The following is a 21,048-nucleotide window of genomic DNA, read 5'->3' as shown; positions in this document are numbered from 1 at the left end:
ATTTGGACCAGTCCATCGGATTTCTATTGGCCTATAGAGACAAGTACTGCAATTTGTTGCCATTGCGAACTGTGCCCACAGGGTGGCTATGACTTGGTTTTATGGCTGTTTGGTGAATGTGGCATCAGTAGAGCTTGATTCCGACGAGAGCTGGATTTGGAGGTAATCTCTACTATTTCGGTTCAGTGGAAGCAGACCGTGCAGATCTGTTTGTGCAGCTGATGCGCGGCATAATAAATAAGGCGATAGTTGAAGCGTGCTGGTCGCATAGCTTTGGGAGTATTTTCCAAAGGTTAGCCGTTCGCTACTTGTAGAGCCAGTTAACAAGCGTGGAATAATTTTGGGAGTTATTCGTGAATTTTAGTAAGCGATTTTCGCTGGGCTTTGTGCTCTGTGCCTCTGTGCTCGCCGGGTGTCACTCCGAGAGCCAACAAACTGAGCCAAAAGCCGATAAAGCGCAGGCTGACACCGGCACCAGTGCCGCCGAGGGCATCGACAACTGGCCTGAACTCAAGCCAGCCTTACCACGCGATGAAAAGCTGGAAGCCCAAATCACTGAAATCATGTCCCGCATGTCTCTGGAAGAGAAAGTGGGTCAGATGATCCAGGCGGAAATCCGCAGCGTTACTCCTGAAGATGTGAAGACCTATCACCTGGGTTCCGTATTGAATGGTGGTGGCGCCTTCCCGAACAACGATAAGTTTGCCACGCCGCAAGACTGGTTGGCCCTGTCTGACGCCTTCTTTAAGGCTTCTATGGACACTTCCGATGGCGGTGTTGCGATTCCCCTGATCTGGGGTTCCGATGCGGTTCACGGCCACAACAATGTGATCGGTGCGACCCTGTTCCCGCATAATATTGGTCTGGGTGCCGCCCAAGACCCGGAGCTGATTGAGCGTATTGGCAGCGCCACCGCCCGCGAAGTGGCGGTGACCGGTATCGATTGGACTTTCGCTCCCACCGTCGCGGTAGTGCGCGATGACCGCTGGGGCAGAACTTACGAGAGCTATTCCGAAGATCCCAAGATTGTTGCGGATTATGCCGAGGCAATGGTGAAGGGGCTCCAGGGCGAAAAATCCAGCGCTGAATTCCTGCGCGGCGAAAACCTGGTTGCCACTGCCAAGCACTTTGTCGGTGACGGTGGTACGAATCGAGGAATTGACCGAGGTGATAATGCGGTTCCGGAAAAAGAACTGGCAGAGGTCCATGCGGCGGGTTACCTGACGTCCCTGCCGGCTGGCGTACAGACCGTGATGGCTTCATTCAATAGCTGGAACGGTGAAAAACTCCACGGCCACAAATACCTTCTGACCACTGTTTTGAAAGAGCGCCTCGGTTTTGATGGCTTTGTTGTGGGCGACTGGAATGGCCACGGTTTCGTGCCCGGTTGCACCGTAGAGAGCTGTGCAGCGGCGATTAATGCCGGCCTCGATATGTTTATGGTGCCGGCGGACTGGAAAGCCCTATATAACAACACGCTGGCCCAGGCCAAAAGCGGTGAAATCGGTGCAGAGCGTATCGATGATGCGGTTCGCCGTATCCTGCGAGTGAAGATCCGCGCAGGCCTGTTTGACCGCAATATGCCGCTGGCAGGCAAAGACGGCATCCTGGGCAACTCGGAGCACCGCGCAATCGCTCGTGAAGCGGTACGCAAATCCCTGGTGTTGCTGAAAAACAACGACCAGCTGCTGCCATTGACTGCGGACCAGAATATTCTGGTTGCCGGCGATGGTGCGGATAACCTGTCCAAGCAGAGTGGTGGTTGGACGATTTCCTGGCAGGGTACCGGCAACACGCGCGCAGACTTCCCCGGTGCGACTTCCATCTTTGAAGGTATTTCATCGGCGGTTAAAGCCGCTGGCGGTGAAGCGGTATTGAGTGCGGATGGCAGCTTCTCAGATGCCACTTTTGCCAATGGTAAGGCGCCCAAGGTTGCAATTGTTGTATTTGGTGAAGAGCCCTATGCAGAGTGGCACGGCGATATTACCAACCTGGAATACCAGCGCGGTAACAAGAAGGATTTGGCGCTGCTGAAAAAACTGCGCGAGCAGGGTGTTCAGGTAGTCAGTGTGTTCCTGTCCGGTCGTCCGCTTTGGATTAACAGTGAATTGAATGCATCCGATGCCTTTGTTGCTGCCTGGCTGCCTGGCTCTGAAGGTGCTGGTGTTGCGGATGTCCTGATTAAAGGTGCCGATGGGCAAGCCCGTTACGACTTTACCGGCAAGCTGCCATTTAGCTGGCCAATGCACAGCTATCAGAATGTCCTGAATCCTTACCACGAGAATTACGAGCCACTGTTTGAGTTGGGCTATGGCCTGGCTGCTGAACAGGAATCCCTGGTGAGTAACGAATTGCCGGAGACCAGTGAATCCAGTGCCGGTGGCGGTTTAGAAGAAGCTTGGCTGTTGGTATCCCGCCCGCAAGCTCCCTGGGTGTTGAATATTGCTGAAGCTGGGGCAGAGGTTGTACCTGTGCACGGTAACTTCGCGGTTAGCGGAGACGATAAAAACATCACTGTCAGCTCCATCGATATGTCTTCCCAGGAAGATGCTCGACTGATTACCTGGAAAGGCCTGCGTCCTGGTGCAGTTCAGTTGTCTGCTGAATATATGCAGGACCTGAATGTTTACCTGGAAGAGAAATCTGCTCTGACACTGAATATCCGTGTCGATCAGCCAATTGAAAAGCCGGTGGTGGCTACCATGAACTGTGGTGATGGCTGTTCTGCAAAGGTACCGCTGGAGTCTGCGCTGAAATCCATGGAGCAGAAAAGCTGGACCCGGGTTTCTGTAGATCTGCAGTGTTTTGTAAAAGCCGGTGCGGATTTCGGCAAGGTCTTTAGTGCCTTTGGTCTGGAGAGTGAAGCTCCGATGGCTATTGCGGTTGCCAACGTTAAGTTGACCCCGGAAGCTGGAGTATCTGCTGATATTCGTTGTGACGGTTAAGTTACAACACACTGAAAGGGCTAATTACCCTCAGTTCTAACCGGAGCCTGTTTTTTTGGTTCCGGTTAGCGGCTGAAACAATTTGTTCTCACAGGAACGGTGCCAGTGTGATGTTCTATCCCGTTGGCACTTCTTTGCCCGCCAATCTCTTCTTTCCAGATATTACTATTTCTTTTATCCCATAAATTTTCTGCTGGGGTGGAAAGAAAGAATACACTTCACTCGAGACTCGCTGTGAATACAACTCTGTAAGCTCCTAATCGGCATCCATGCCTCATAGGGTCCTATTTCCTTCTCCATTTTTAGTATATTGGATAGCGTTATCCCACGATAAATCTACCTCTCCTGATTTTTGTTATTTCACGCCTTCATAGTATTGCTTGTCACAAAATTATTGCCGCTATTGGTGCTGTATTGAGTTGTCAGGCACTGCAAACGTGCAGGCGAATAAATAATTCAATAAATTTTATTTTCTAATCTTATTTAAATTTTGGAGTGGGGTAGGCTTTGCGCAGGTTCCATTTTCTCGGGAACAGAAAGGTAATTGATTTGAAATGAAGCTGCCATTCCTCTCTGGTTAGTATGGCTTCGCTCTCAAAATTAGGGCTCTTGGATAGTTGGCATTCTTATTGCTGGTTATTTTTCGAGTGTTTACTTTTCAGACCTGGCCTTCCATTGAATTATGGCGGTTATGGTGGGTTGGTTCCCTATTTGATTTTTATGCATTTTGAGGTCCTCGGTCATGATGGTGCCGGGGATGGTGCGGATAAATTAACTTGAAATGGAATTGGAGGAACTAATGGCACCTTGTCATATCGTTTTTTTACCTGGACTTTTCGCGCGTGGGTGGATTTGGAATCAGGTTGCAGATGCTTGCCGGCAGCAGGGACATAAAATAACTGTTATCGAGCCATCTATCCCCGAGGTTTTTATGGGTAAGTTGGATTCGGCGCACGAAATGATTAGAGAGTGTCTCCAGTTAAATGGAGATATGGATAATAATATTTTGGTCGGCAACTCGATGAGTGGGCTTATTACGTTAGATTTTGCCGTAAAATATCCTGAATTGGTGGCTGGGGTGGTTATCAGTGGAGCCCCGGGGCTTGAGGAATTGGAGGCAGGAGTTTCCCTTTCTGATTTACGCGGGTCGGTACCTGGAGCAGCAAATATACTTTGTGAGCGGGTCTTCCGAGATATTAACCGCCTGCCGAAACCGGACTACGAAAAGGGCGTCGCCGATATCAATACTATTTTCTCCACTAACGAAACGTTTAAATCAGTGGTTAAATGGCTGAATATAAGTAGGAAGTATGATGTTCATAGCAGTCTGAAGAAAGTGAGATGCCCGATCAAGTTAATATGGGGAGACTTCGATCAAATAACACCGGCTGAATCCTGGCGGTTGCTGGCTTCCCAGAATGATAATTTGGATTATTGTGAAGTGTATGATTGCGGGCACAGTCCTATGCTGGAAAAGCCTGAAGAATTTTATCAGCTTCTCTCTGGGTATCTTCTTGGTATAAACAGGCCCTTGGCGCGGACTGCTTGATGACAAGCATTTCCCGGGTGGCTCGAGATACATAGCTATGACAGAAGTTGCGCTTGTCATAGCTATGTATCTCGAAGGCTGTTATTAATGTTCTCTCGAAGTTTTTTCTTCGAGACGATATTCGGGTCGTTAGGTTCCCTGCATATAGTCTGTAATTGTTTTTTCCTCAAAGTTAATATCAGAAAACAAAGCTTGTACTTTGGGGCCTGTAGGTGATTGGGCGAGAAAACCAATCCTGGTGGGCTTGGAGGTCTGCAGGGAAAATGATCGAAGGTATGACCAGTGTCTGCTATCCTCTGAGTGATAAAAGAAGTATGTAGTTCCTTTCCTTGCAATTTTTAGATGGCTGTATTCCCTCTGGGTTTCTACATGGTAGGCATCGTCACCACCTTTATAAACGACGGTAGACGCTATGCCATTTTTGCCAGAGTTAAACCTCTCAAGTAGAAGTTTTGCCCAGTTTCCCTCGTCTGCATAAACAATTAAAGCGGCTCCATCAAAGTTTTTCTCAAGGTCTACAGAGACTTTTGCGGAAAAAATAAAGTCAGTTTTCGGTGCGAAAAGTAACCTTGGGGCATTGTCTATTTGATAAGAGTTGTCGGCATTGGTGAATAAATCGCTGCCTTTTGTGGCGGTGATGGTGATTTTTGAAGGTGCGATACTTGGTTCTTGAATGGTGTGCTGTTTTTCCAGCGGATAAGGAATTCTTAAATAGTCGTAAGTTTCTGGGGCGGCTGTCATTGCTATGCAATTGCTGGCTTGAAGTATCAAAGTCAATAGGGCGGGGAATAGGTATTTCATGATTTTATATCCTTTCTAGTGGACATATACGATGAAAGGTATTGCTGAAGATTTGCTTTTGATTTTATAAGCGCCTCTATTGTTTCCATACCCTTTGGCGCAGTTTCCTGCTCAAGAATAATCCACTGGCTGCCGCCGACTTCGATACTGGCCTCAATAATTGAAGGCCAATCTATTAGATCCATGCCGATTATAGGGAGCCTCTGAATAACTCCGTAATGCCTCTGCGGGCCTTGAAGGCTGCAGATGTTAGGCGCAGCTCGCCGCGAATGGCCGTAGCCCTTTGCAAGAGCTGCAACGCAGCAGCTGTAGCCTTCAAGGCCCGCCCTTCGGGGCTCGCAGAGCGATTCACACTCCGCGTTGCAACTTCTTGAAAGGTCTAGACATTCCTGCGAAGCCGCGCCTTGATTGTGAACCGCTTTGCAAGCCAGAGGTATCACGGAGTTATTCAGAGGCTCCCTAGCTTTATTGTTAATATTCTCATCAGGAACCCAGGATTTAAAGTGAGTGGTATAGGTTCGCCCCGGATATCGTTTTAGATAGCTGATAGGATCTTTGCCTGCCGCAGAAATCCAGCCGATGTCTAACTGCAAAATGAAATTGTCATCAGTAGACTGGGATATATAGTCCCAGAAAGTTGTGTTTTGGTAAGTGGAAAATTCTTTATCGTGATTATGAAATCCCATTTTCAAACCGTACTTGGAAAGAACGGATTGCGCACTGCGAAGCTGCGATATTAACTTGTCTACCCCGTTAGGGTCCCAGCTTCTCGGGTCCCAGCCAACAATTAGGTATTCGGCACCCAGGGTCTGGTAATAAGTGGCCGTTGCATCAATTGATTCCGGGAGCAGCTGGGTAATAGAAACGTGTGCACCGCTCACTTTTAGCTTTAATTGCTCCAGTAGAGAGCGGAGTTCCTTTGGCTTTTCTTTGTACGGACCTAGTTCCGTAGCCAGTTCTATCGCATTAAAACCTGCTGCTTTTAGTCTTTTTAGGGTGTCTGAAAAGTCCCGGTTTAACTCATGGCGAACAGACCATAGTTGAACCCCGAGTTGGGGTTCAATTTTCTCAGTAGCCATATTCACTTCAATTGCGACTGATTTTAAGGTGGGTAAAGTTGTCAAGAGAAGAGCTGTAAACAGATTGCGATATAAACTTCGTAGGCTTATCACTTTTATAATCTCCCCGCAGAAAGTTCGCTGGCTGCATAGTTTGCGGCTCGAGCAGTTAATGCCATAAAAGTTAGAGAGGGGTTTTGAACTGCTGAAGAGGCGAAGCAGGAGCCATCGGTTACAAAAAGGTTGGGTATATCGTGCGATTGGTTGTGCCCATTTAAAACTGAGTTGGTTTTATCACTACCCATTCGTGCTGTGCCTACCTCATGGATGGCACTTCCAGGGGGGTATTTATCACTAGTGACTTGTCCACTAACTTCACTTAGCCCCAAATTCTTAAGCATAGCTTGCATGGTCTCAGAGGCATCCTCCATCATTAGACGCTCATTTTCAGACCATTGGCAATTGATATGTAGTTGCGGGATTCCCCACTTATCTTTTTTGGTGGAGTGGAGGCTGACCTGGTTTTCGTGCCTCGGTAACATCTCTCCCTGTGCACCGATCCAAAATCCCCAGCGCCCAGGTTGTTGCAGTTTTTCTTTGAAAGATTTTCCAATCCCCTCGGAAGCAGCCATTGTCCGCCAGTCCTGCCGATAGGCGCTTCCTGAAATCTGGTAGCCGCGCTTGTAGTGCTTTCGGTAAAGTTCGGGGCGATATTGGAAATTGGGAATCAGGATGCCGGTTGGTCTCCACCCGGAGAAGTACTCATCTTCATAACCATCAATAAAGCCGTGGGCTGAGGCATTGTAATTGTGATCCATAAGGTAGTGGCCCAGTACACCAGAGCTGTTGGCGAGCCCCTTGGGGAAATGCTTGTTGGCTGAGTTGAGGAGTATTTGGGTTGAGCCCAATGTGGATGCGCAGAGGAAAACGATTCGGCCAAAATACTCTCGTTGTTGCAGGGTTTCGCTGTCGATTACCCTTACGCCAGCTACTCGGTTCTTTTGCGAGTTGTAAATAAGGCTGTGTACCACGCTATTACTGGCAATTTGTAGTTTGCCGGTTCTCATTGCGGCTGGCATGGTGGCGCTTTGTGTCGAAAAGTAGCCGCCGAATGAGCAGCCTCGTTGGCACTGGTTACGAGCCTGGCAGTTGTATCGGCCTAGGGCTACCTGTTCCCGGTTTGGCTTGGTCAGGTGAGCAGCTCTTCCAATAATGAAATGTTTATCACTGTACTGCTTTTCAAACTTGGACTTGATGTCTTGTTCACACTGGTACATCTCAAATGGTGGTTGGTATTCGGAGTCTGGCAGCTGCTCAATATTGTCCGTATTGCCACTGATTCCGGCAAAGCGTTCGACTTTGCTGTACCAGGGTGCAATATCCTTGTAGCGAATGGGCCAATCAACTCCTACGCCATCACGTTTGTTTGCGAGAAAGTCGTGGTTACTCAATCGATATGACTGCCGGAACCAGAGAAGGCTTTTGCCCCCTACTTGATTGCCGCGAATCCAGGTAAAGTCTGAGCCGGGCTCTGTGGAGTAGGGTTGTTCGTTGTCATTACAGAAAAAATGCTTGGTGCTTTCATTGAGAAAAATGCTACGACTTTGTATTGGGTAGATTTCTTTTTTCTCTTTCAGATTCATTTTAGTACGGAGTGGGAATTCCCAAGGTCCCTTGTTTTCTGTGGGGTAGTCCTGACCGTGTTTTACCATCCGGCCCCGATCTATCATCAGGGTATTTAATCCCCGTTCGGTTAGTTCTTTTGCTGCCCAGCCGCCGCTAATACCTGATCCTATAACGATTGCGTCAAATATCTGGCTTTCTTTTTGGATCAATAATTCATCATTTTGCATAGTGCTTTCCTTTAAATACGTGGCAGTGAACCCCAGGCCTTCCCGGTTTGATCCAATGGAACTGAACCTTTGAATCCACCGGGAATTGCTTGGTAAGCAAGCTCACGAGTGGCTCCGGTAAAGCTGGTGTAGTAGCCAAGGCACACCAGGAATTTAAGATTCCTGAAATCTTGCTGTAAGTCTGGGTTAAAGGGGGCTATTCCGGTGTCGAGTGATTCGAGTAGAGCAACCGATTGTTCTGGGGCAAGATGAATAAAGGGGTGTCCATACCGGGTGGTGGCACGCTCATCCAACTCATGTAAGAGCTTTTTGGTTTTTAGCTGGGTCTGCTCTTCTATGCAGTCAGTTAAATAGTGATCGACAAATAAATGGCACTCTGTTTCAGCTGCGCCGGGAGTATCCGTTGCGGGTATCAGGTAGGAGCAGATTTTGTGCAGGGTGGTGAGTTGTTCAATAGAGAAAAGCCGTGCCCGGTAGGCGTCAGTTCTTCGCGATTTGAAAAAATTATCTGCTGCCGCAAGAGCTTGCTGCTCTGTGCAGGTTAGGGCCAGAGAGGTCCCGCCCACAGTGGCCAGTCCTTGAATAAATTTCCGACGGTTTATCATCCCGGTCTCCTCTTGTTGCTTGAAGAGTTAGTTCTTTTCTAGTGAATCGATACTGGTAGGGAGATTTTGTCTTGGGGGCTTCAGCTCGTCGTCTTGATTTGTGGTGATACCCAAATCTGGACGTACAAATTCAGGTATTACCTAAAGCTTTACCCCTTATTTGGGCGGGCTGATGGTGGTTTAGTGGTAATATCTTTCTAGGGAGCCTCTGAATAACTCCGTGATACTTCTGGCATGCAGAGCGGTTCACAATCAAGGCGCGGCTTCGCAGGAATGTCTAGACCTTTCAAGAAGGTAGAAGGGCTATTTGAGTATCAATGGACGCTTTACTATTCAATTTCCACGATATTGTTCTGATAATGACCAGTTATCAGTGCGCTCTTTTTGCACTGTTGTTGTTAGTGATTCGTCGCGAGCGGCGTTTCAGCAACACCTTGTTGGCGCTATTTCTGTTCTCACAAGCCGCTATTCCCCTGGATATCCTGATTAATTTTGGTGAAGGTTTCCGCAGTTGGTCCATTGAGACTTCCCCGAACTTGTTCTTTGTATTTGGCGCAGCCTACTGGTTAGAAGGTCCCCTGTTACTTTGGTATACCCGCTCCTTAACTCGCGAGGGGTTTAGGATTTCCAGGCGAGACCTTTGGTACCTGCTGCCTTTTTTACTGGCAGTCGTGTTTGAATATTTCTCCTACTGGCAATTTGATAGCGAAACCAAGACAGCCATGCTGCGTGGGGAGAATTTAACTACTGGCTCAATGTTCGATCACTTGTTGGGATTGGCTCGTGAATCGCTTCGGGTACTTTTCGGTGTTTTGTGTCTTTTTGAGGTGCGTCGATGCCGCAGGCAGATTCGAGATAATCATTCCAGTATTGAGAAAATTGACCTGACTTGGCTGTTGGTGTTGATCTGGGGCTTCTTGCTGGTTCGTATTTGGGCTCTGATGATTAACCTGGCGGTAGGGTTGGCGCAGGAGTGGCAGCTCCAGTTGGATATTGGAGCGATGGGGCTGTTTAGTAACTACGCCGTATTTGTTTTGGTTAGTGCCATGATCTTCTTTAGTCTCAGTTACTCCTCAATGTTTGAGGGCGATGGGCATAAAGTGGAGAAGTCCGGGGAAGATGTAAGTTCTGACCAGGAACAGGATGCTAATGGGGAGCCTGAGATTGATCTGGAGTTGGCAGCCCAAATTGAAAATTATATGCGGGAAGAAAAGCCTTACTTGGTTCCAGCCCTTACCCTAGAGCAGTTGTCAGGGCAGTTACAGGTATCACGCAGGTTGCTTTCACAGACGATTAATCGTCATTTTCAGTGCAACTTCTTCGAATTTGTAAACCGTTACCGTATAGATGAGGCAAAACGGATGTTGCGGGAGCCGCAAAATGCGGGGCTCACCGTGATGGAGGTAATGTTGTCCTCGGGCTTTAATACCAAGGCTACATTTAACTCCTTTTTTAAGAAAATGGTGGGTATGACGCCGACCGAGTACCGCCGGCTTAATTGCGAAGCCAGGGCTGGCAGTGAGAAGGGTGCTATAGAGCCCAACTAAAGGGCTCTAGCCGCCTTTGCTGGGTTTGGCAGTATACTTTTGAAAATTTGATTCTGGCTCGACCCCTTGTGAAACCCGTAGACCGCCCTGAAAAACTCCCAACTCTGATAAAGGGGTTGCTAAAGTCCCACCCTGCCAGCGGCCAGCTGTGGGTGGGGTTTTCTGGTGGTCTGGACTCCACTGTTCTCCTGCACCTTCTGGTAACTTGCCAGGTTCCCGTGCGTGCGCTTCATATTCACCATGGCCTGAATGCAAATGCGGACATTTGGCTGGCTCACTGTAAAGAGTTTGCTGAAAATCTGGCGGTACCCTTTACAGCCATCCAGGTTACTGTTGATTACAAAGATGGCGGATTGGAGCAGGGGGCTCGCCGGGCGAGATATGCGGCCTTCAATCAGGTGATGTCCGAAGGTGATCAAATTCTGCTCGGTCACCACGCGGACGACCAAGCTGAGACTTTCCTGCTGCGCTTAATGCGGGGCGCGGGCGTGTTGGGATTGGCCAGCATGTCCGAGAGTCGAACGATCGGAGATAATAAGTACTTACTACGCCCTCTACTCGGAGCGGGGCGAAAAGAGCTAGAGCAGTGGGCTGAGGCTCACGGATTGAGCTGGATTGAAGATGACAGCAATGCGGATGAGGCCCTGGAGCGTAATTTTTTGCGGCATCGAGTTGTGCCACTGCTCAACCAGCGTTGGGGAGTGAGTCGCCAGATCGCTCGGGCAGCGGAGAACCTGAGGGAGTCTGCGGACTTGCTGTCTGAGTTGGCACTTGCTGACCTGGAGGAGGCTGATTTAAAGGTGGGGCGATTTGGCGAAAGTCTGGCCCTGCCTCGCTTCTTCAGCCTTAGCGAGGGGCGCCGTAAAAACCTTATGCGGCATTGGGTATTGGGCCAAGGGGGGCAGCCGCCAGAGTCAACCCTATTAAATCAGGCGCTTTTCCAGGTGACTCATGCGGCAGGGGATGCACAGCTTGAAGTTAATATGGGTGGGCGAGTGGTACGACGTTTTCGGAGTCGTCTTTACCTGACCCCTGAGCTGGCGCCAATTGCCAATAAACCCGATAAAAATTGGTACTGGGATGGCCGCTCTAATCTGGCTCTGCCAGCGGGTGGCATTCTTCGGCCCTCGTCGGATTGGCCAGTGGGCGATTATAGAGTGTGTTATCGCAGAGGAGGGGAGCGTGCGCACCCGGTAAATCGCTCCAGGTCACAAACGCTTAAGAAGCTCTTGCAGGAGTGGGCCCTTGAGCCCTGGCTCAGGGATCGTGTCCCATTGGTATTTTTGGGGGATGATCTGGTGGCTGTCGCGGGGCTCTTTTCATGCAAAGCAGGCTGCGCCATCCCGGATGAACCACCCGGCTGGCGGTTTTTCGATTGAGTGTTAAGGGGGTTTCTGCTACCCTGGCGCCCCGTCTAAAAGGCACCGGGAGAAGCTGGATTATCCGCCCGGGCCAGCCCTGTAAGCTCGACATTCATCGAGCGCTCAACTGACCAAGGTTTTGCATGACGCGCTATATTTTTGTAACTGGTGGCGTGGTTTCCTCGTTGGGGAAAGGTATCGCCTCCGCCTCTTTGGCCGCCATTCTCGAGGCCCGCGGCCTCAAGGTTACCATCCTCAAACTGGACCCCTACATCAACGTAGACCCGGGTACCATGAGTCCCTTCCAGCACGGCGAGGTGTATGTCACCGAGGATGGTGCCGAGACTGACCTGGACCTGGGTCACTACGAACGCTTTATCCGTACCCGGATGTCCAAGCGTAACAACTTCACCACCGGCCGCGTGTACGAAACCGTACTGCGCAAAGAGCGCCGTGGTGACTACTTGGGTGGCACCGTACAGGTGATCCCCCATATTACCGACGAGATCAAGCGCCGCGTTGTAGAAGGTGGCCGCGATGTCGATGTTGCTATTGTTGAAATCGGTGGCACCGTAGGTGATATCGAATCCCAACCGTTCCTGGAATCTGTGCGTCAGCTGCGTGTGGAAATGGGCACCAATCGCGCCCTGTTGATCCACCTGAGCTATGTGCCTTTCCTTGCAACTGCTGGTGAAACCAAGACCAAGCCGACTCAGCACTCTGTTAAAGAGTTGCGTTCTATCGGCTTGCAGCCGGATATTCTGCTGTGCCGTTCCGAGCGCGAGATCGATGAGGACTCCCGCCGCAAGATCGCACTGTTCACCAATGTGGAAGAGCGCGCTGTTGTACCGCTGCCCGATGCCAAGACCATCTACGGCGTACCGCGTCTTCTGCACAGTTACGGCCTCGACGATATCGTTGTGGAAAAACTGCAGCTGGAATGCCAGGCACCAGACCTTTCCGAGTGGGATGAAGTGGTCGATGGCAAGCTGAACCCGCAGCACGAAGTAAAAATTGCCATGGTTGGCAAATACATGGAGTTGCTGGATGCCTATAAGTCCCTGATCGAGTCCCTGACCCATGCGGGTATCAAGCATCGCTGCAAAGTGGATATCGACTTTATCAACGCTGAAGACGTTGAGGGCGAGAATGGCATTGACCTGATCAAGGATGCCGATGCAATCCTGGTTCCCGGTGGATTTGGTGAGCGCGGTTTAGAGGGCAAGCTTGAATCTGTTCGCTACGCTCGTGAAAACAATATTCCTTACCTGGGCATCTGCCTCGGTTTGCAGTCTGTGGTTATCGAGTTCGCGCGCAATGTGCTCGGCCTCGAGGGTGCCAACAGTACTGAATTCAATACTAAAACCCCGCACCCGGTTATTGGCCTGATCACAGAGTGGATCGATAGCGAAGGCAATATCGAGAAGCGCGACGAGCAGTCCGACCTGGGTGGCACCATGCGCTTGGGTGGCCAGGAGTGTCGCTTGGCTAAAGACACCAAGGCTCGCGATATCTACGGCGCCGACGTCATTGTAGAGCGCCACCGCCACCGCTACGAAGTGAACAACAACTACGTTGATCGCCTGCAGCAAGCTGGTTTGAAAATTGGCGGCTGGTCTGCAGACGATACCCTGGTAGAAATGGTTGAATTGCCGAACCATCCCTGGTTCGTTGCTTGCCAGTTCCACCCGGAATTTACTTCAACCCCGCGCGACGGCCATCCGCTGTTCGAAAGCTTTGTTGCCGCCGCAATGAAGCAGCGTGAAAACCAGGGTTAATCAGTAATCCGCCCCCGGTCTCTGTGACTGGGGGTGAGATGACAGGGAGCTGACAGTGAAAACAATTGAAGTCGGAAATATTCAGGTCGCCAACGACAAGCCCTTCGCGCTGTTTGGCGGTATGAATGTACTGGAATCCCGCGACCTGGCGATGCAGGTGGCTGAGCACTATGTAAAAGTCACTGAAAAACTGGGTATTCCCTATGTTTTTAAAGCGTCTTTTGACAAGGCCAATCGCTCTTCCATCAATTCCTATCGCGGACCGGGAATGGAAGAAGGCCTGAAGATTTTTCAGGAAATCAAAGATACCTTTAAGGTTCCCTTGATTACCGATGTCCACGAAGTACACCAGGCTGCTCCGGTTGCCGAAGTCGTGGATATTATCCAGCTGCCGGCCTTCCTGGCCCGCCAAACTGACCTGGTCGCGGCTATGGCAGCGACTGGTGCAGTGATCAACGTCAAAAAGCCCCAGTTTATGAGCCCGCCACAAGTTAAAAATGTGGTGGAGAAATTTGCTGAGTGTGGCAACGAAAATATTCTTTTGTGTGAGCGCGGTGCCTGCTTTGGCTACGACAACCTGGTTGTCGATATGCTGGGCTTTAGCACCATGATCAATGCCTCCGGCGGTGCGCCGCTGATTTTTGACGTCACCCACTCACTGCAAATGCGCGATCCTTCCGGTGCAGCTTCTGGTGGTCGCCGTGCACAGGTCACTGAGCTGGGCCGCGCAGGTTTGGCTATCGGGATTGCCGGCCTGTTCCTGGAAGCACACCCGAATCCAGACAAAGCATTGTGTGATGGCCCCAGTGCATTGCCACTGGAAAAGCTGGAGCCATTCCTGGCGCAGATGAAAGCGGTAGATGACCTGATCAAAGGTTTTGAGCCGCTGGATACGAAATAAAAAAGAGATACTTTTGCGCGCCCTGATTGGGCGCGCGGCACTTTCCCCTCTGCTATTTGGCCTGAGCGCTGTAGCAAAAAGTGCGTAAAGTCTGATTTACGAAAACCTATTTTCAGTAAGTACCAATACGGAGCCCATTGTAAATGAGCAAGATTGTCGCTGTTAAAGCCTTTGAAGTAATGGATTCTCGCGGTAACCCTACCGTTGAAGCCGATGTAATCCTGGAGGATGGTTCTATTGGCTCCGCCTGCGCCCCCTCCGGTGCCTCCACTGGCTCCCGTGAAGCGCTGGAACTTCGCGATGGCGATAAAAGCCGTTACTTGGGTAAGGGTGTCCTGAAAGCGGTTGAAAATATCAACACTACTATCGCTGACCTGCTCAAGGGTATGGATGCTGCCGATCAGCGCGCCCTGGACAAGGCGATGATCGATGCCGACGGCACTGAAAATAAGGCGAACTTCGGCGCTAACGCTATTTTGGCGGTTTCCCTGGCTGCCGCTAAAGCAGCTGCCGCTTCCAAAAAAATCCCCTTGTACCAGCACATTGCTGAGGTAAACGGCACTCCGGGCGAGTACTCCATGCCGGTACCGATGATGAATATCCTCAATGGCGGCGAACACGCTGACAACAATGTAGATATTCAGGAATTTATGGTTCAGCCGGTTAAGGCTGAATCTTTTGCCGAAGCTCTGCGCCAAGGTGCTGAGATCTTCCACTCCCTGAAAAAAGTACTGTCCAGCAACAGCCTGAACACTGCGGTTGGCGATGAAGGTGGCTTTGCTCCGAACCTGCCTTCCAACGAAGCGGCACTGAAAGTCATCGCTGAAGCGGTAGAAAAGGCCGGTTACACCCTGGGCGATGATATTACCCTGGCTCTGGACTGCGCTTCTTCCGAGTTCTACAAAGATGGCAAGTACGACCTGGCTGGCGAAGGCAAGCAGTTCGATAGCGAAGGTTTTGCCAGCTACCTGGCCGATCTGTCCGCCAACTATCCGATCCTGTCTATCGAAGACGGTATGGACGAGAGTGATTGGGACGGTTGGAAAGTTCTCACCGACAAAATTGGTGAAAAAGTACAGCTGGTAGGCGACGACTTGTTCGTAACCAACACCAAGATCCTGAAAGAAGGTATCGAGAAAGGTGTCGGTAACTCTATCTTGATCAAGTTCAACCAGATCGGCTCCCTGTCCGAGACTCTGGATGCGATCAAAATGGCTAAAGATGCGGGCTATACCGCTGTGATCTCCCACCGCTCCGGTGAGACCGAAGATACCACTATTGCGGATCTGGCGGTTGCGACTGCTGCTGGTCAAATCAAGACCGGTTCCCTTTGCCGTTCAGACCGCGTAGCCAAGTACAACCGTCTGCTGCGCATCGAAGCTGAGCTGAATGGCTCCGCTCCTTATCGCGGCCGCGCTGAATTCAAGTAATCTATTATTTGAATTAGCGTGCAAGTACTACAAAGAGGGGCCAGCCCCTCTTTGTAGTACTATAAATACGAACAAGCGAAATATCGTAATCTCGTATGAAATGGCTGCTGGCAATACTCACCATTATGCTCCTCGCCACCCAGTACCGACTTTGGGTTGGTGAAGGTAGTCTCGCCGAAGTTACCCGTCTCAAGCGTCAATTAGCCCAACAGCAAGAAAAAAATATCGCGCTGGTGCGGGAAAACCGTCAACTGTTTAGGGAAGTCCGCAGTTTGAAAGTTGGCACTGATGGTGTGGAAGCGAAAGCCCGTTATGACCTGGGACTGATCAAGGAAGGGGAAACACTGTTTATCTTCCTGGATAAGGAAGAGGCTGAAAATTGATTAAGGATTATTGGGTCATTGTACCCGCTGCCGGCGTTGGCAAACGTATGGGGGCTGATCGCCCGAAACAGTACCTGCCATTGCTCGGGCGACCACTGCTATCCCTGACTTTAAAAAATATTCTTGGGTGGCCAGGCTTGGCCGGCGTTGTAGTATCGCTATCGGAGCAGGATACCTACTTCCCTCACCTGAAAGAAGCAAACCACCCCTTGGTACACACCGTCATTGGTGGAGCTGAGAGAGCAGACTCTGTTCAGTCCGCTCTGGATTTCCTGGCGGAGCGAGAAAGCGGCGATACTCCGGTTTTAGTCCACGATGCTGCACGACCCTGTGTATCTGAGCGCGATATCTGCGCTTTACTCAGTGACGAAGTCTCACCGATGGCACTTTTGGCGCGCCCCGCAAGCGACACATTAAAGCGCAGTCATGTGACTGGCGGTGTAGCCTGTGTGGAAGAAACGGTTGACCGCGAAAGTATTTGGCTGGCGCAAACCCCGCAACGGGCCCCTCTCAGTACTCTGCACTCATGCCTTGGTAAAGCCCTGGAACAGGGGGTTGCTGTAACCGATGAAGCCAGTGCACTGGAGTTTTTTGGCCATTCACCGCAATTGGTTGCGGGTGATAGTGACAATATTAAAGTGACGCACCCCGCCGATATCATAATTGCAGAAACTATTTTACGTCTGCGCTACTCCCCGACTGAGGATAAGCGATAGTGAGTTTTCGAATAGGCCAGGGCTTTGATGTGCACGCATTTGGCCCCGGTGATCATGTAGTGCTCGGAGGAGTACAAATCCCCTATGGGTATGGTTTGGTAGCTCATTCTGACGGGGATGTTTTACTGCACGCCCTCTCGGATGCCTTACTGGGTTCTCTGGCCCTGGGAGATATTGGTAAACACTTTCCCGATAACGATGAACAATTTGCCGGAGCGGATAGCAGAAACCTGCTTCGACATGTTGTTGGGTTAATCGATGATAAAGGGTATCGCCTGGTTAATGCGGATATGACGTTGATTGCCCAGGCCCCCAAAATGGCTCCGCATATCGATGGAATGCGAGTCAATATTGCCGCTGACTGTGGTGTTGATTGCGATGCGATCAGTGTCAAAGCAACCACTACAGAAAAGCTTGGATTTACTGGTCGCGGTGAGGGTATCGCCGCGCAAGCTACTGTTTTATTAGAGCGCAAAGATGTCTGAAGTTTGGAACCTGGATTGGCCCCGAGCGCTTGGGGGTGCGGTAATTTCTGGTGATTTTCGCACAGAACCAGAAGATTTTATTGTCGATGAATTGGCTATGCCGCCGGCTGATAAAGATGGTGAGCATGTTTACTTACAGGTTAAAAAGCGCGGGGCAAATACTGCCTGGGTTGCCAAAGAGTTGGCGAAGTTAGCCGGGGTGCAAAGCAGAGATGTCAGCTTTTATGGCTTGAAAGACCGACATGCTGTTACCACTCAATGGTTCAGTGTATGGCTCGGACAAAAGCCAGAAGCAGACTGGTCGCAAATAAACAGCGATGAGATTTCATTGCTCCAGGCCTTCCGGGGACCACGCAAGTTGCGTCGTGGCGAGCATATGGGGAATCGCTTCAAGATTCGGCTGCGCAATGTAGAAGGTGACCGGGACAAAGCAGAAGAAGTACTTCAGCTGATTCCCAAAGGGGTGCCCAATTACTTCGGTGAACAGCGCTTTGGGATTGATGGCAATAACCTTAGCTTGGCAAAAAACTTAGCTGAAGAAGACGGTCGCTGCCGCAAAAGCGAAAAGGCTTTTGCCATGTCTGCTGCCCGTAGCTGGCTGTTCAATCAGGTTTTGGCTGAACGAGTTAACACCGGAACCTGGCAGAGCCCTCTCGTTGGAGAGCCTGAAGATTACCCAACCGGGCCTCTTTGGGGGCGTGGCAGAAACCTGTCAACGGATGCCCTGGGGCAGTTGGAAGAGCAAGTGTTGTCCCCGTGGCAGCCTTGGTGCAACTGGCTGGAGCACTGCGGTCTTAGCCAGGAGCGCCGGGCCATGATTTTATCCCCGGAGGCATTTCGCTATGAGTGGGAAGGTGATCATTTAATCGTCGAATTTGCCTTGCCACCGGGTACTTTTGCTACGGCTTTGCTACGGGAGATAGCTCAGCTGGTCAATGTTAAACAGTGCACATAAAATTTTAGGTGACTGGCACTGTTGCACAAATCATGGACAAGAAAAGAATATGGATCGCTTGAGACAAGAAGGTCTGGGGATGACTTCCCAGCGAACCCGTAATCGCTTGATCCAGCGATTGCGGGAAGAGGGGATATCCAACGAGGAGGTACTGGATGTAATGGCATCTACACCTCGACACCTCTTTTTGGATGAGGCCCTGGCTATTCGGGCTTATGAAGATACTGCTTTGCCCATAGGGTATGGCCAAACTATTTCCCAGCCATACATTGTCGCCCGTATGACTGAACTCTTACTGAGTAGAGCCAAGTCTCTACACCGGGTTCTGGAAGTGGGTACGGGCTCTGGTTACCAAACGGCCATTCTTGCTCGTTTGGTCGAACAACTTTATTCCGTCGAGCGTGTCGAACCTCTATTGGAAACCGCTCGCCATCGGTTGGGGGAGCTGGGTTATAGCAATGTAGAGTATAAGCTCAGCAGTGGGGGCTTTGGTTGGAAAGAAGAGGGTCCTTACGATGCTATCCTGGCTGCAGCAGCACCTGCAATGATTCCTGATGAGCTGCGAGAACAGCTGGCTCCCAATGGAGTTTTGGTAATTCCGGTGGGGGCTGAGCAGCAATACCTGACGATGGTGACTCGTCGTGAGGATAGTAATAAGTTTGATGTGGAAAAGTTGGAAGCGGTACGTTTCGTGCCTTTACTCGGTGGCGTGGTTCGATGAGATTTACTGAGGTTCTAAAAAGTCGCTACCCCGGAGTACTTCTGCGGGGAATGGCAATGGGGGCTGCCGATGTGGTGCCCGGTGTTTCCGGGGGAACTATTGCCTTTATTACCGGCATCTACCAGGAGCTTTTGGACTCCCTCAGTCGAATAGGCCCGCATTGTATTACAGTGTGGCGGAAGGAGGGGTTTCTATCCACTTGGCGCTATATTAATGGGAGCTTTCTTCTCTCTCTTTTCCTTGGGGTATTGTTGAGCGTTTTTAGCTTGGCCCACCTGATTAGTGGCTTACTGCAAAATTATCCAATTGTTGTGTGGTCTTTCTTTTTCGGTTTGGTTCTCGCCTCAATTGTTCCCATCGTGAGAAATATCCCCCGGTGGTCGCCATCTGTTTTGGTTTTTCTCGCACTGGGTATTGCGCTTGCAGTAACAGTGAGCGAGATGCGGCCTTCGGAGATACCGGCAACTCCACTTACACTGTTTTTATCAGGTGCTTTGGCGATATGTGCGATGGCACTGCCGGGAATTTCCGGCGCTTTCCTGCTGTTATTAATTGGGATATACCCCAAGGTTTTAGCTGCAGTTCATGAACTCCAAATTTTAAACCTATTGTGCTTTGCGGCAGGGGCGGCAATAGGGCTGATGCTCTTCAGCCGCTTGTTGTCTTGGCTGATGCACAAATATGTAGCCAGGACATTGGCATTTCTTGCCGGGGTTTTGTTGGGTAGTTTGAAGATTATTTGGCCCTGGAAACTGCCAATGTCCGGGGAAATCGAAGCATCAAGCAAATTGGCCCCTTTGCTATCCAACACTTCTCCGCTAACTTATGTCGAGCAAACCGGCGACAGTGCTCATTTGGGGGGCGCAATTGTTGCGGCTCTAGTGGCAGCGCTCTTAGTTCTCGCTGTAGACTTCTTTGGCAAGGTGCACAGAGAGAAGTCTTGCGCCACTCCGCAATAAGATCTGGAAAATCTCGGTATGGCAGCGTTTTATCAAACTTTTCCAGAGATTTTTGGAGCTTTTCTTTAGACACTTTTTCCATAAATGCCGTGGTCTGATGTAAAAAGAGAATAATGGAATGTCATCTTTTGCAACCTCTTGAGCGCCGATGTTGGCGGAACAAACTCCCTAAAATCGGTCATTGTTTGTGGGGGGTGTTTAAAATATTAGGCTTGCTGGTTCTACTGCAGGCCGTTTCCTCCTGTTCCAGCCATAAGGCTCCCTCAAGCTCCCTACGCCAGCCTCCGAGTATCAAAATTACCCACCACACGGTTGGTAAAGGGGATACCCTTTATTCGATAGCCTGGCGTTACGGCAAGGATTTTCGCCAATTGGCGGCGATAAATGGTATCCGCTCCCCTTATCAAATATATCCTGGGCAGAGAATCAGGCTGACGGGTTCAGTGCCAACCAAGAGCACTGCCAGCACGCAAAAGAAGCAAAAAGCGCCAGTTGCAAAAGCTAAACCGAAAACAACACAAACGACCACTGCTAAAAAATCTTTAACACCAAGCCCAAAGCGCCAATCAACAGCATCTCGCCGGAGCGGATCGGTCAACTGGCGCTGGCCCGCCAAGGGGAAAGTGATTAGTCACTTCCGCTCTGGGGACCCATTGCGTAAGGGAGTTGATATCGCGGGTGAAAAGGGTGAGTCTGTACTGGCAGCGGCTGATGGCACCGTGATCTACGCAGGAAGCGCCTTGAGAGGTTATGGAAAGCTGCTGATCGTCAAGCACAACGAGGTTTACCTCAGTGCCTATGCACACAATCACCGGTTGCTCGTAAAGGAGGGCAGCAGGGTAAAGGCGGGGCAAAGGATAGCGGAACTGGGTTCGAGTGGTACCGACCGCAACAAGCTCCACTTTGAGATTCGCAAAAACGGTCAGCCAGTAGACCCTCTTGCCTACTTACCGTAAGTTCACGGCCGCAGTAAAGCTCTGCAAATAAAAATGGACTTTTAA

Annotated in this window: 18 protein-coding genes; 14 read left to right on the top strand and 4 right to left on the bottom strand. The window is 50.4% G+C overall.

Features of this window, described 5'->3' with window-relative positions:
- Positions 1-353: 353 nt before the first annotated feature.
- Positions 354-2,945 (top strand): glycoside hydrolase family 3 protein, encoded by a 2,592-nt coding sequence (locus ACJJIE_RS10650; protein WP_444894566.1) that lies wholly within the window; start codon positions 354-356, stop codon positions 2,943-2,945.
- A gap of 781 nt (positions 2,946-3,726) precedes the next feature.
- Positions 3,727-4,494 carry an alpha/beta fold hydrolase gene (locus ACJJIE_RS10645; protein WP_444894565.1) on the top strand — a complete coding sequence of 256 codons (768 nt, stop codon included), beginning with the start codon at positions 3,727-3,729 and terminating at the stop codon, positions 4,492-4,494.
- Between the two features lie 129 nt (positions 4,495-4,623).
- Here the strand turns inward: ACJJIE_RS10645 and ACJJIE_RS10640 are convergent, their stop codons facing one another.
- The 4 genes from ACJJIE_RS10640 to ACJJIE_RS10625 all read right to left on the bottom strand — a co-directional run bounded on the left by ACJJIE_RS10640 (position 4,624) and on the right by ACJJIE_RS10625 (position 8,811).
- A complete protein-coding gene (locus ACJJIE_RS10640; RefSeq protein ID WP_282931799.1) occupies positions 4,624-5,295 on the bottom strand; it encodes a DUF1349 domain-containing protein in 672 nt (223 codons plus the stop codon).
- Complete coding sequence (locus tag ACJJIE_RS10635) at positions 5,292-6,374, bottom strand: sugar phosphate isomerase/epimerase family protein (protein WP_444894564.1); 1,083 nt, start codon at positions 6,372-6,374, stop codon at positions 5,292-5,294. Before ACJJIE_RS10635 ends, ACJJIE_RS10640 begins: the two co-directional genes overlap by 4 nt.
- A 95-nt stretch (positions 6,375-6,469) precedes the next feature.
- Positions 6,470-8,206, bottom strand: coding sequence for a GMC oxidoreductase (locus ACJJIE_RS10630; protein ID WP_444894563.1), 1,737 nt, complete (start codon positions 8,204-8,206; stop codon positions 6,470-6,472).
- Between the two features lie 11 nt (positions 8,207-8,217).
- Positions 8,218-8,811 (bottom strand): gluconate 2-dehydrogenase subunit 3 family protein, encoded by a 594-nt coding sequence (locus tag ACJJIE_RS10625; RefSeq protein WP_444894562.1) that lies wholly within the window; start codon positions 8,809-8,811, stop codon positions 8,218-8,220.
- A gap of 317 nt (positions 8,812-9,128) precedes the next feature.
- Between ACJJIE_RS10625 and ACJJIE_RS10620 the strand changes: the two genes are divergently transcribed.
- The 12 genes from ACJJIE_RS10620 to ACJJIE_RS10565 all read left to right on the top strand — a co-directional run bounded on the left by ACJJIE_RS10620 (position 9,129) and on the right by ACJJIE_RS10565 (position 21,003).
- Positions 9,129-10,358, top strand: coding sequence for an AraC family transcriptional regulator (locus tag ACJJIE_RS10620; protein WP_282931803.1), 1,230 nt, complete (start codon positions 9,129-9,131; stop codon positions 10,356-10,358).
- Between the two features lie 68 nt (positions 10,359-10,426).
- Complete coding sequence (tilS, locus tag ACJJIE_RS10615) at positions 10,427-11,737, top strand: tRNA lysidine(34) synthetase TilS (protein WP_444894561.1); 1,311 nt, start codon at positions 10,427-10,429, stop codon at positions 11,735-11,737.
- Between the two features lie 125 nt (positions 11,738-11,862).
- Positions 11,863-13,497, top strand: coding sequence for a CTP synthase (gene pyrG / locus ACJJIE_RS10610; RefSeq protein WP_252085084.1), 1,635 nt, complete (start codon positions 11,863-11,865; stop codon positions 13,495-13,497).
- Between the two features lie 55 nt (positions 13,498-13,552).
- The gene (kdsA, locus tag ACJJIE_RS10605) at positions 13,553-14,398 is read left to right on the top strand and encodes a 3-deoxy-8-phosphooctulonate synthase (RefSeq protein ID WP_413664888.1); all 846 of its coding nucleotides are present in this window, start codon (positions 13,553-13,555) and stop codon (positions 14,396-14,398) included.
- 143 nt (positions 14,399-14,541) lie between these two features.
- Positions 14,542-15,828 carry a phosphopyruvate hydratase gene (gene eno, locus ACJJIE_RS10600; RefSeq protein ID WP_444894560.1) on the top strand — a complete coding sequence of 429 codons (1,287 nt, stop codon included), beginning with the start codon at positions 14,542-14,544 and terminating at the stop codon, positions 15,826-15,828.
- Between the two features lie 95 nt (positions 15,829-15,923).
- Complete coding sequence (locus ACJJIE_RS10595; protein WP_282931806.1) at positions 15,924-16,211, top strand: septum formation initiator family protein; 288 nt, start codon at positions 15,924-15,926, stop codon at positions 16,209-16,211.
- Positions 16,208-16,927, top strand: a complete 720-nt coding sequence (gene ispD, locus ACJJIE_RS10590) for a 2-C-methyl-D-erythritol 4-phosphate cytidylyltransferase (RefSeq protein WP_282931807.1) — start codon at positions 16,208-16,210, stop codon at positions 16,925-16,927. The genes ACJJIE_RS10595 and ispD overlap by 4 nt, the downstream gene beginning before the upstream one ends.
- Complete coding sequence (gene ispF, locus ACJJIE_RS10585) at positions 16,927-17,412, top strand: 2-C-methyl-D-erythritol 2,4-cyclodiphosphate synthase (protein ID WP_444894559.1); 486 nt, start codon at positions 16,927-16,929, stop codon at positions 17,410-17,412. Before ispD ends, ispF begins: the two co-directional genes overlap by 1 nt.
- Positions 17,405-18,367, top strand: coding sequence for a tRNA pseudouridine(13) synthase TruD (gene truD / locus ACJJIE_RS10580; protein ID WP_282931809.1), 963 nt, complete (start codon positions 17,405-17,407; stop codon positions 18,365-18,367). Before ispF ends, truD begins: the two co-directional genes overlap by 8 nt.
- Positions 18,368-18,416: 49 nt before the next feature.
- On the top strand, positions 18,417-19,088 hold the full coding sequence (locus tag ACJJIE_RS10575) for a protein-L-isoaspartate(D-aspartate) O-methyltransferase (RefSeq protein ID WP_282931810.1): 672 nt from the start codon (positions 18,417-18,419) through the stop codon (positions 19,086-19,088).
- Positions 19,085-20,047, top strand: a complete 963-nt coding sequence (locus ACJJIE_RS10570) for a DUF368 domain-containing protein (protein ID WP_282931811.1) — start codon at positions 19,085-19,087, stop codon at positions 20,045-20,047. The genes ACJJIE_RS10575 and ACJJIE_RS10570 overlap by 4 nt, the downstream gene beginning before the upstream one ends.
- Positions 20,048-20,241: 194 nt before the next feature.
- The gene (locus ACJJIE_RS10565) at positions 20,242-21,003 is read left to right on the top strand and encodes a peptidoglycan DD-metalloendopeptidase family protein (protein WP_444894558.1); all 762 of its coding nucleotides are present in this window, start codon (positions 20,242-20,244) and stop codon (positions 21,001-21,003) included.
- Positions 21,004-21,048: the final 45 nt, after the last annotated feature.

Source organism: Microbulbifer maximicatervae (SeqCode), assembly GCF_052467325.1.
Note: the sequence above shows the minus strand (reverse complement) of the source record. Positions and strands in the feature narration are given on the sequence as shown.

Excerpts from the sequence above, each read along its gene's own strand:
- ACJJIE_RS10645 (WP_444894565.1), top strand. The coding sequence starts at position 3,727 with ATGGAATTGGAGGAACTAATGGCACCTTGTCATATCGTTTTTTTACCT.
- ACJJIE_RS10640 (WP_282931799.1), bottom strand. The coding sequence starts at position 5,295 with ATGAAATACCTATTCCCCGCCCTATTGACTTTGATACTTCAAGCCAGC.
- ACJJIE_RS10635 (WP_444894564.1), bottom strand. The coding sequence starts at position 6,374 with ATGGCTACTGAGAAAATTGAACCCCAACTCGGGGTTCAACTATGGTCT.
- ACJJIE_RS10630 (WP_444894563.1), bottom strand. The coding sequence starts at position 8,206 with ATGCAAAATGATGAATTATTGATCCAAAAAGAAAGCCAGATATTTGAC.
- ACJJIE_RS10625 (WP_444894562.1), bottom strand. The coding sequence starts at position 8,811 with ATGATAAACCGTCGGAAATTTATTCAAGGACTGGCCACTGTGGGCGGG.
- ACJJIE_RS10620 (WP_282931803.1), top strand. The coding sequence starts at position 9,129 with ATGGACGCTTTACTATTCAATTTCCACGATATTGTTCTGATAATGACC.
- pyrG (WP_252085084.1), top strand. The coding sequence starts at position 11,863 with ATGACGCGCTATATTTTTGTAACTGGTGGCGTGGTTTCCTCGTTGGGG.
- eno (WP_444894560.1), top strand. The coding sequence starts at position 14,542 with ATGAGCAAGATTGTCGCTGTTAAAGCCTTTGAAGTAATGGATTCTCGC.
- ACJJIE_RS10595 (WP_282931806.1), top strand. The coding sequence starts at position 15,924 with ATGAAATGGCTGCTGGCAATACTCACCATTATGCTCCTCGCCACCCAG.
- truD (WP_282931809.1), top strand. The coding sequence starts at position 17,405 with ATGTCTGAAGTTTGGAACCTGGATTGGCCCCGAGCGCTTGGGGGTGCG.
- ACJJIE_RS10575 (WP_282931810.1), top strand. The coding sequence starts at position 18,417 with ATGGATCGCTTGAGACAAGAAGGTCTGGGGATGACTTCCCAGCGAACC.
- ACJJIE_RS10570 (WP_282931811.1), top strand. The coding sequence starts at position 19,085 with ATGAGATTTACTGAGGTTCTAAAAAGTCGCTACCCCGGAGTACTTCTG.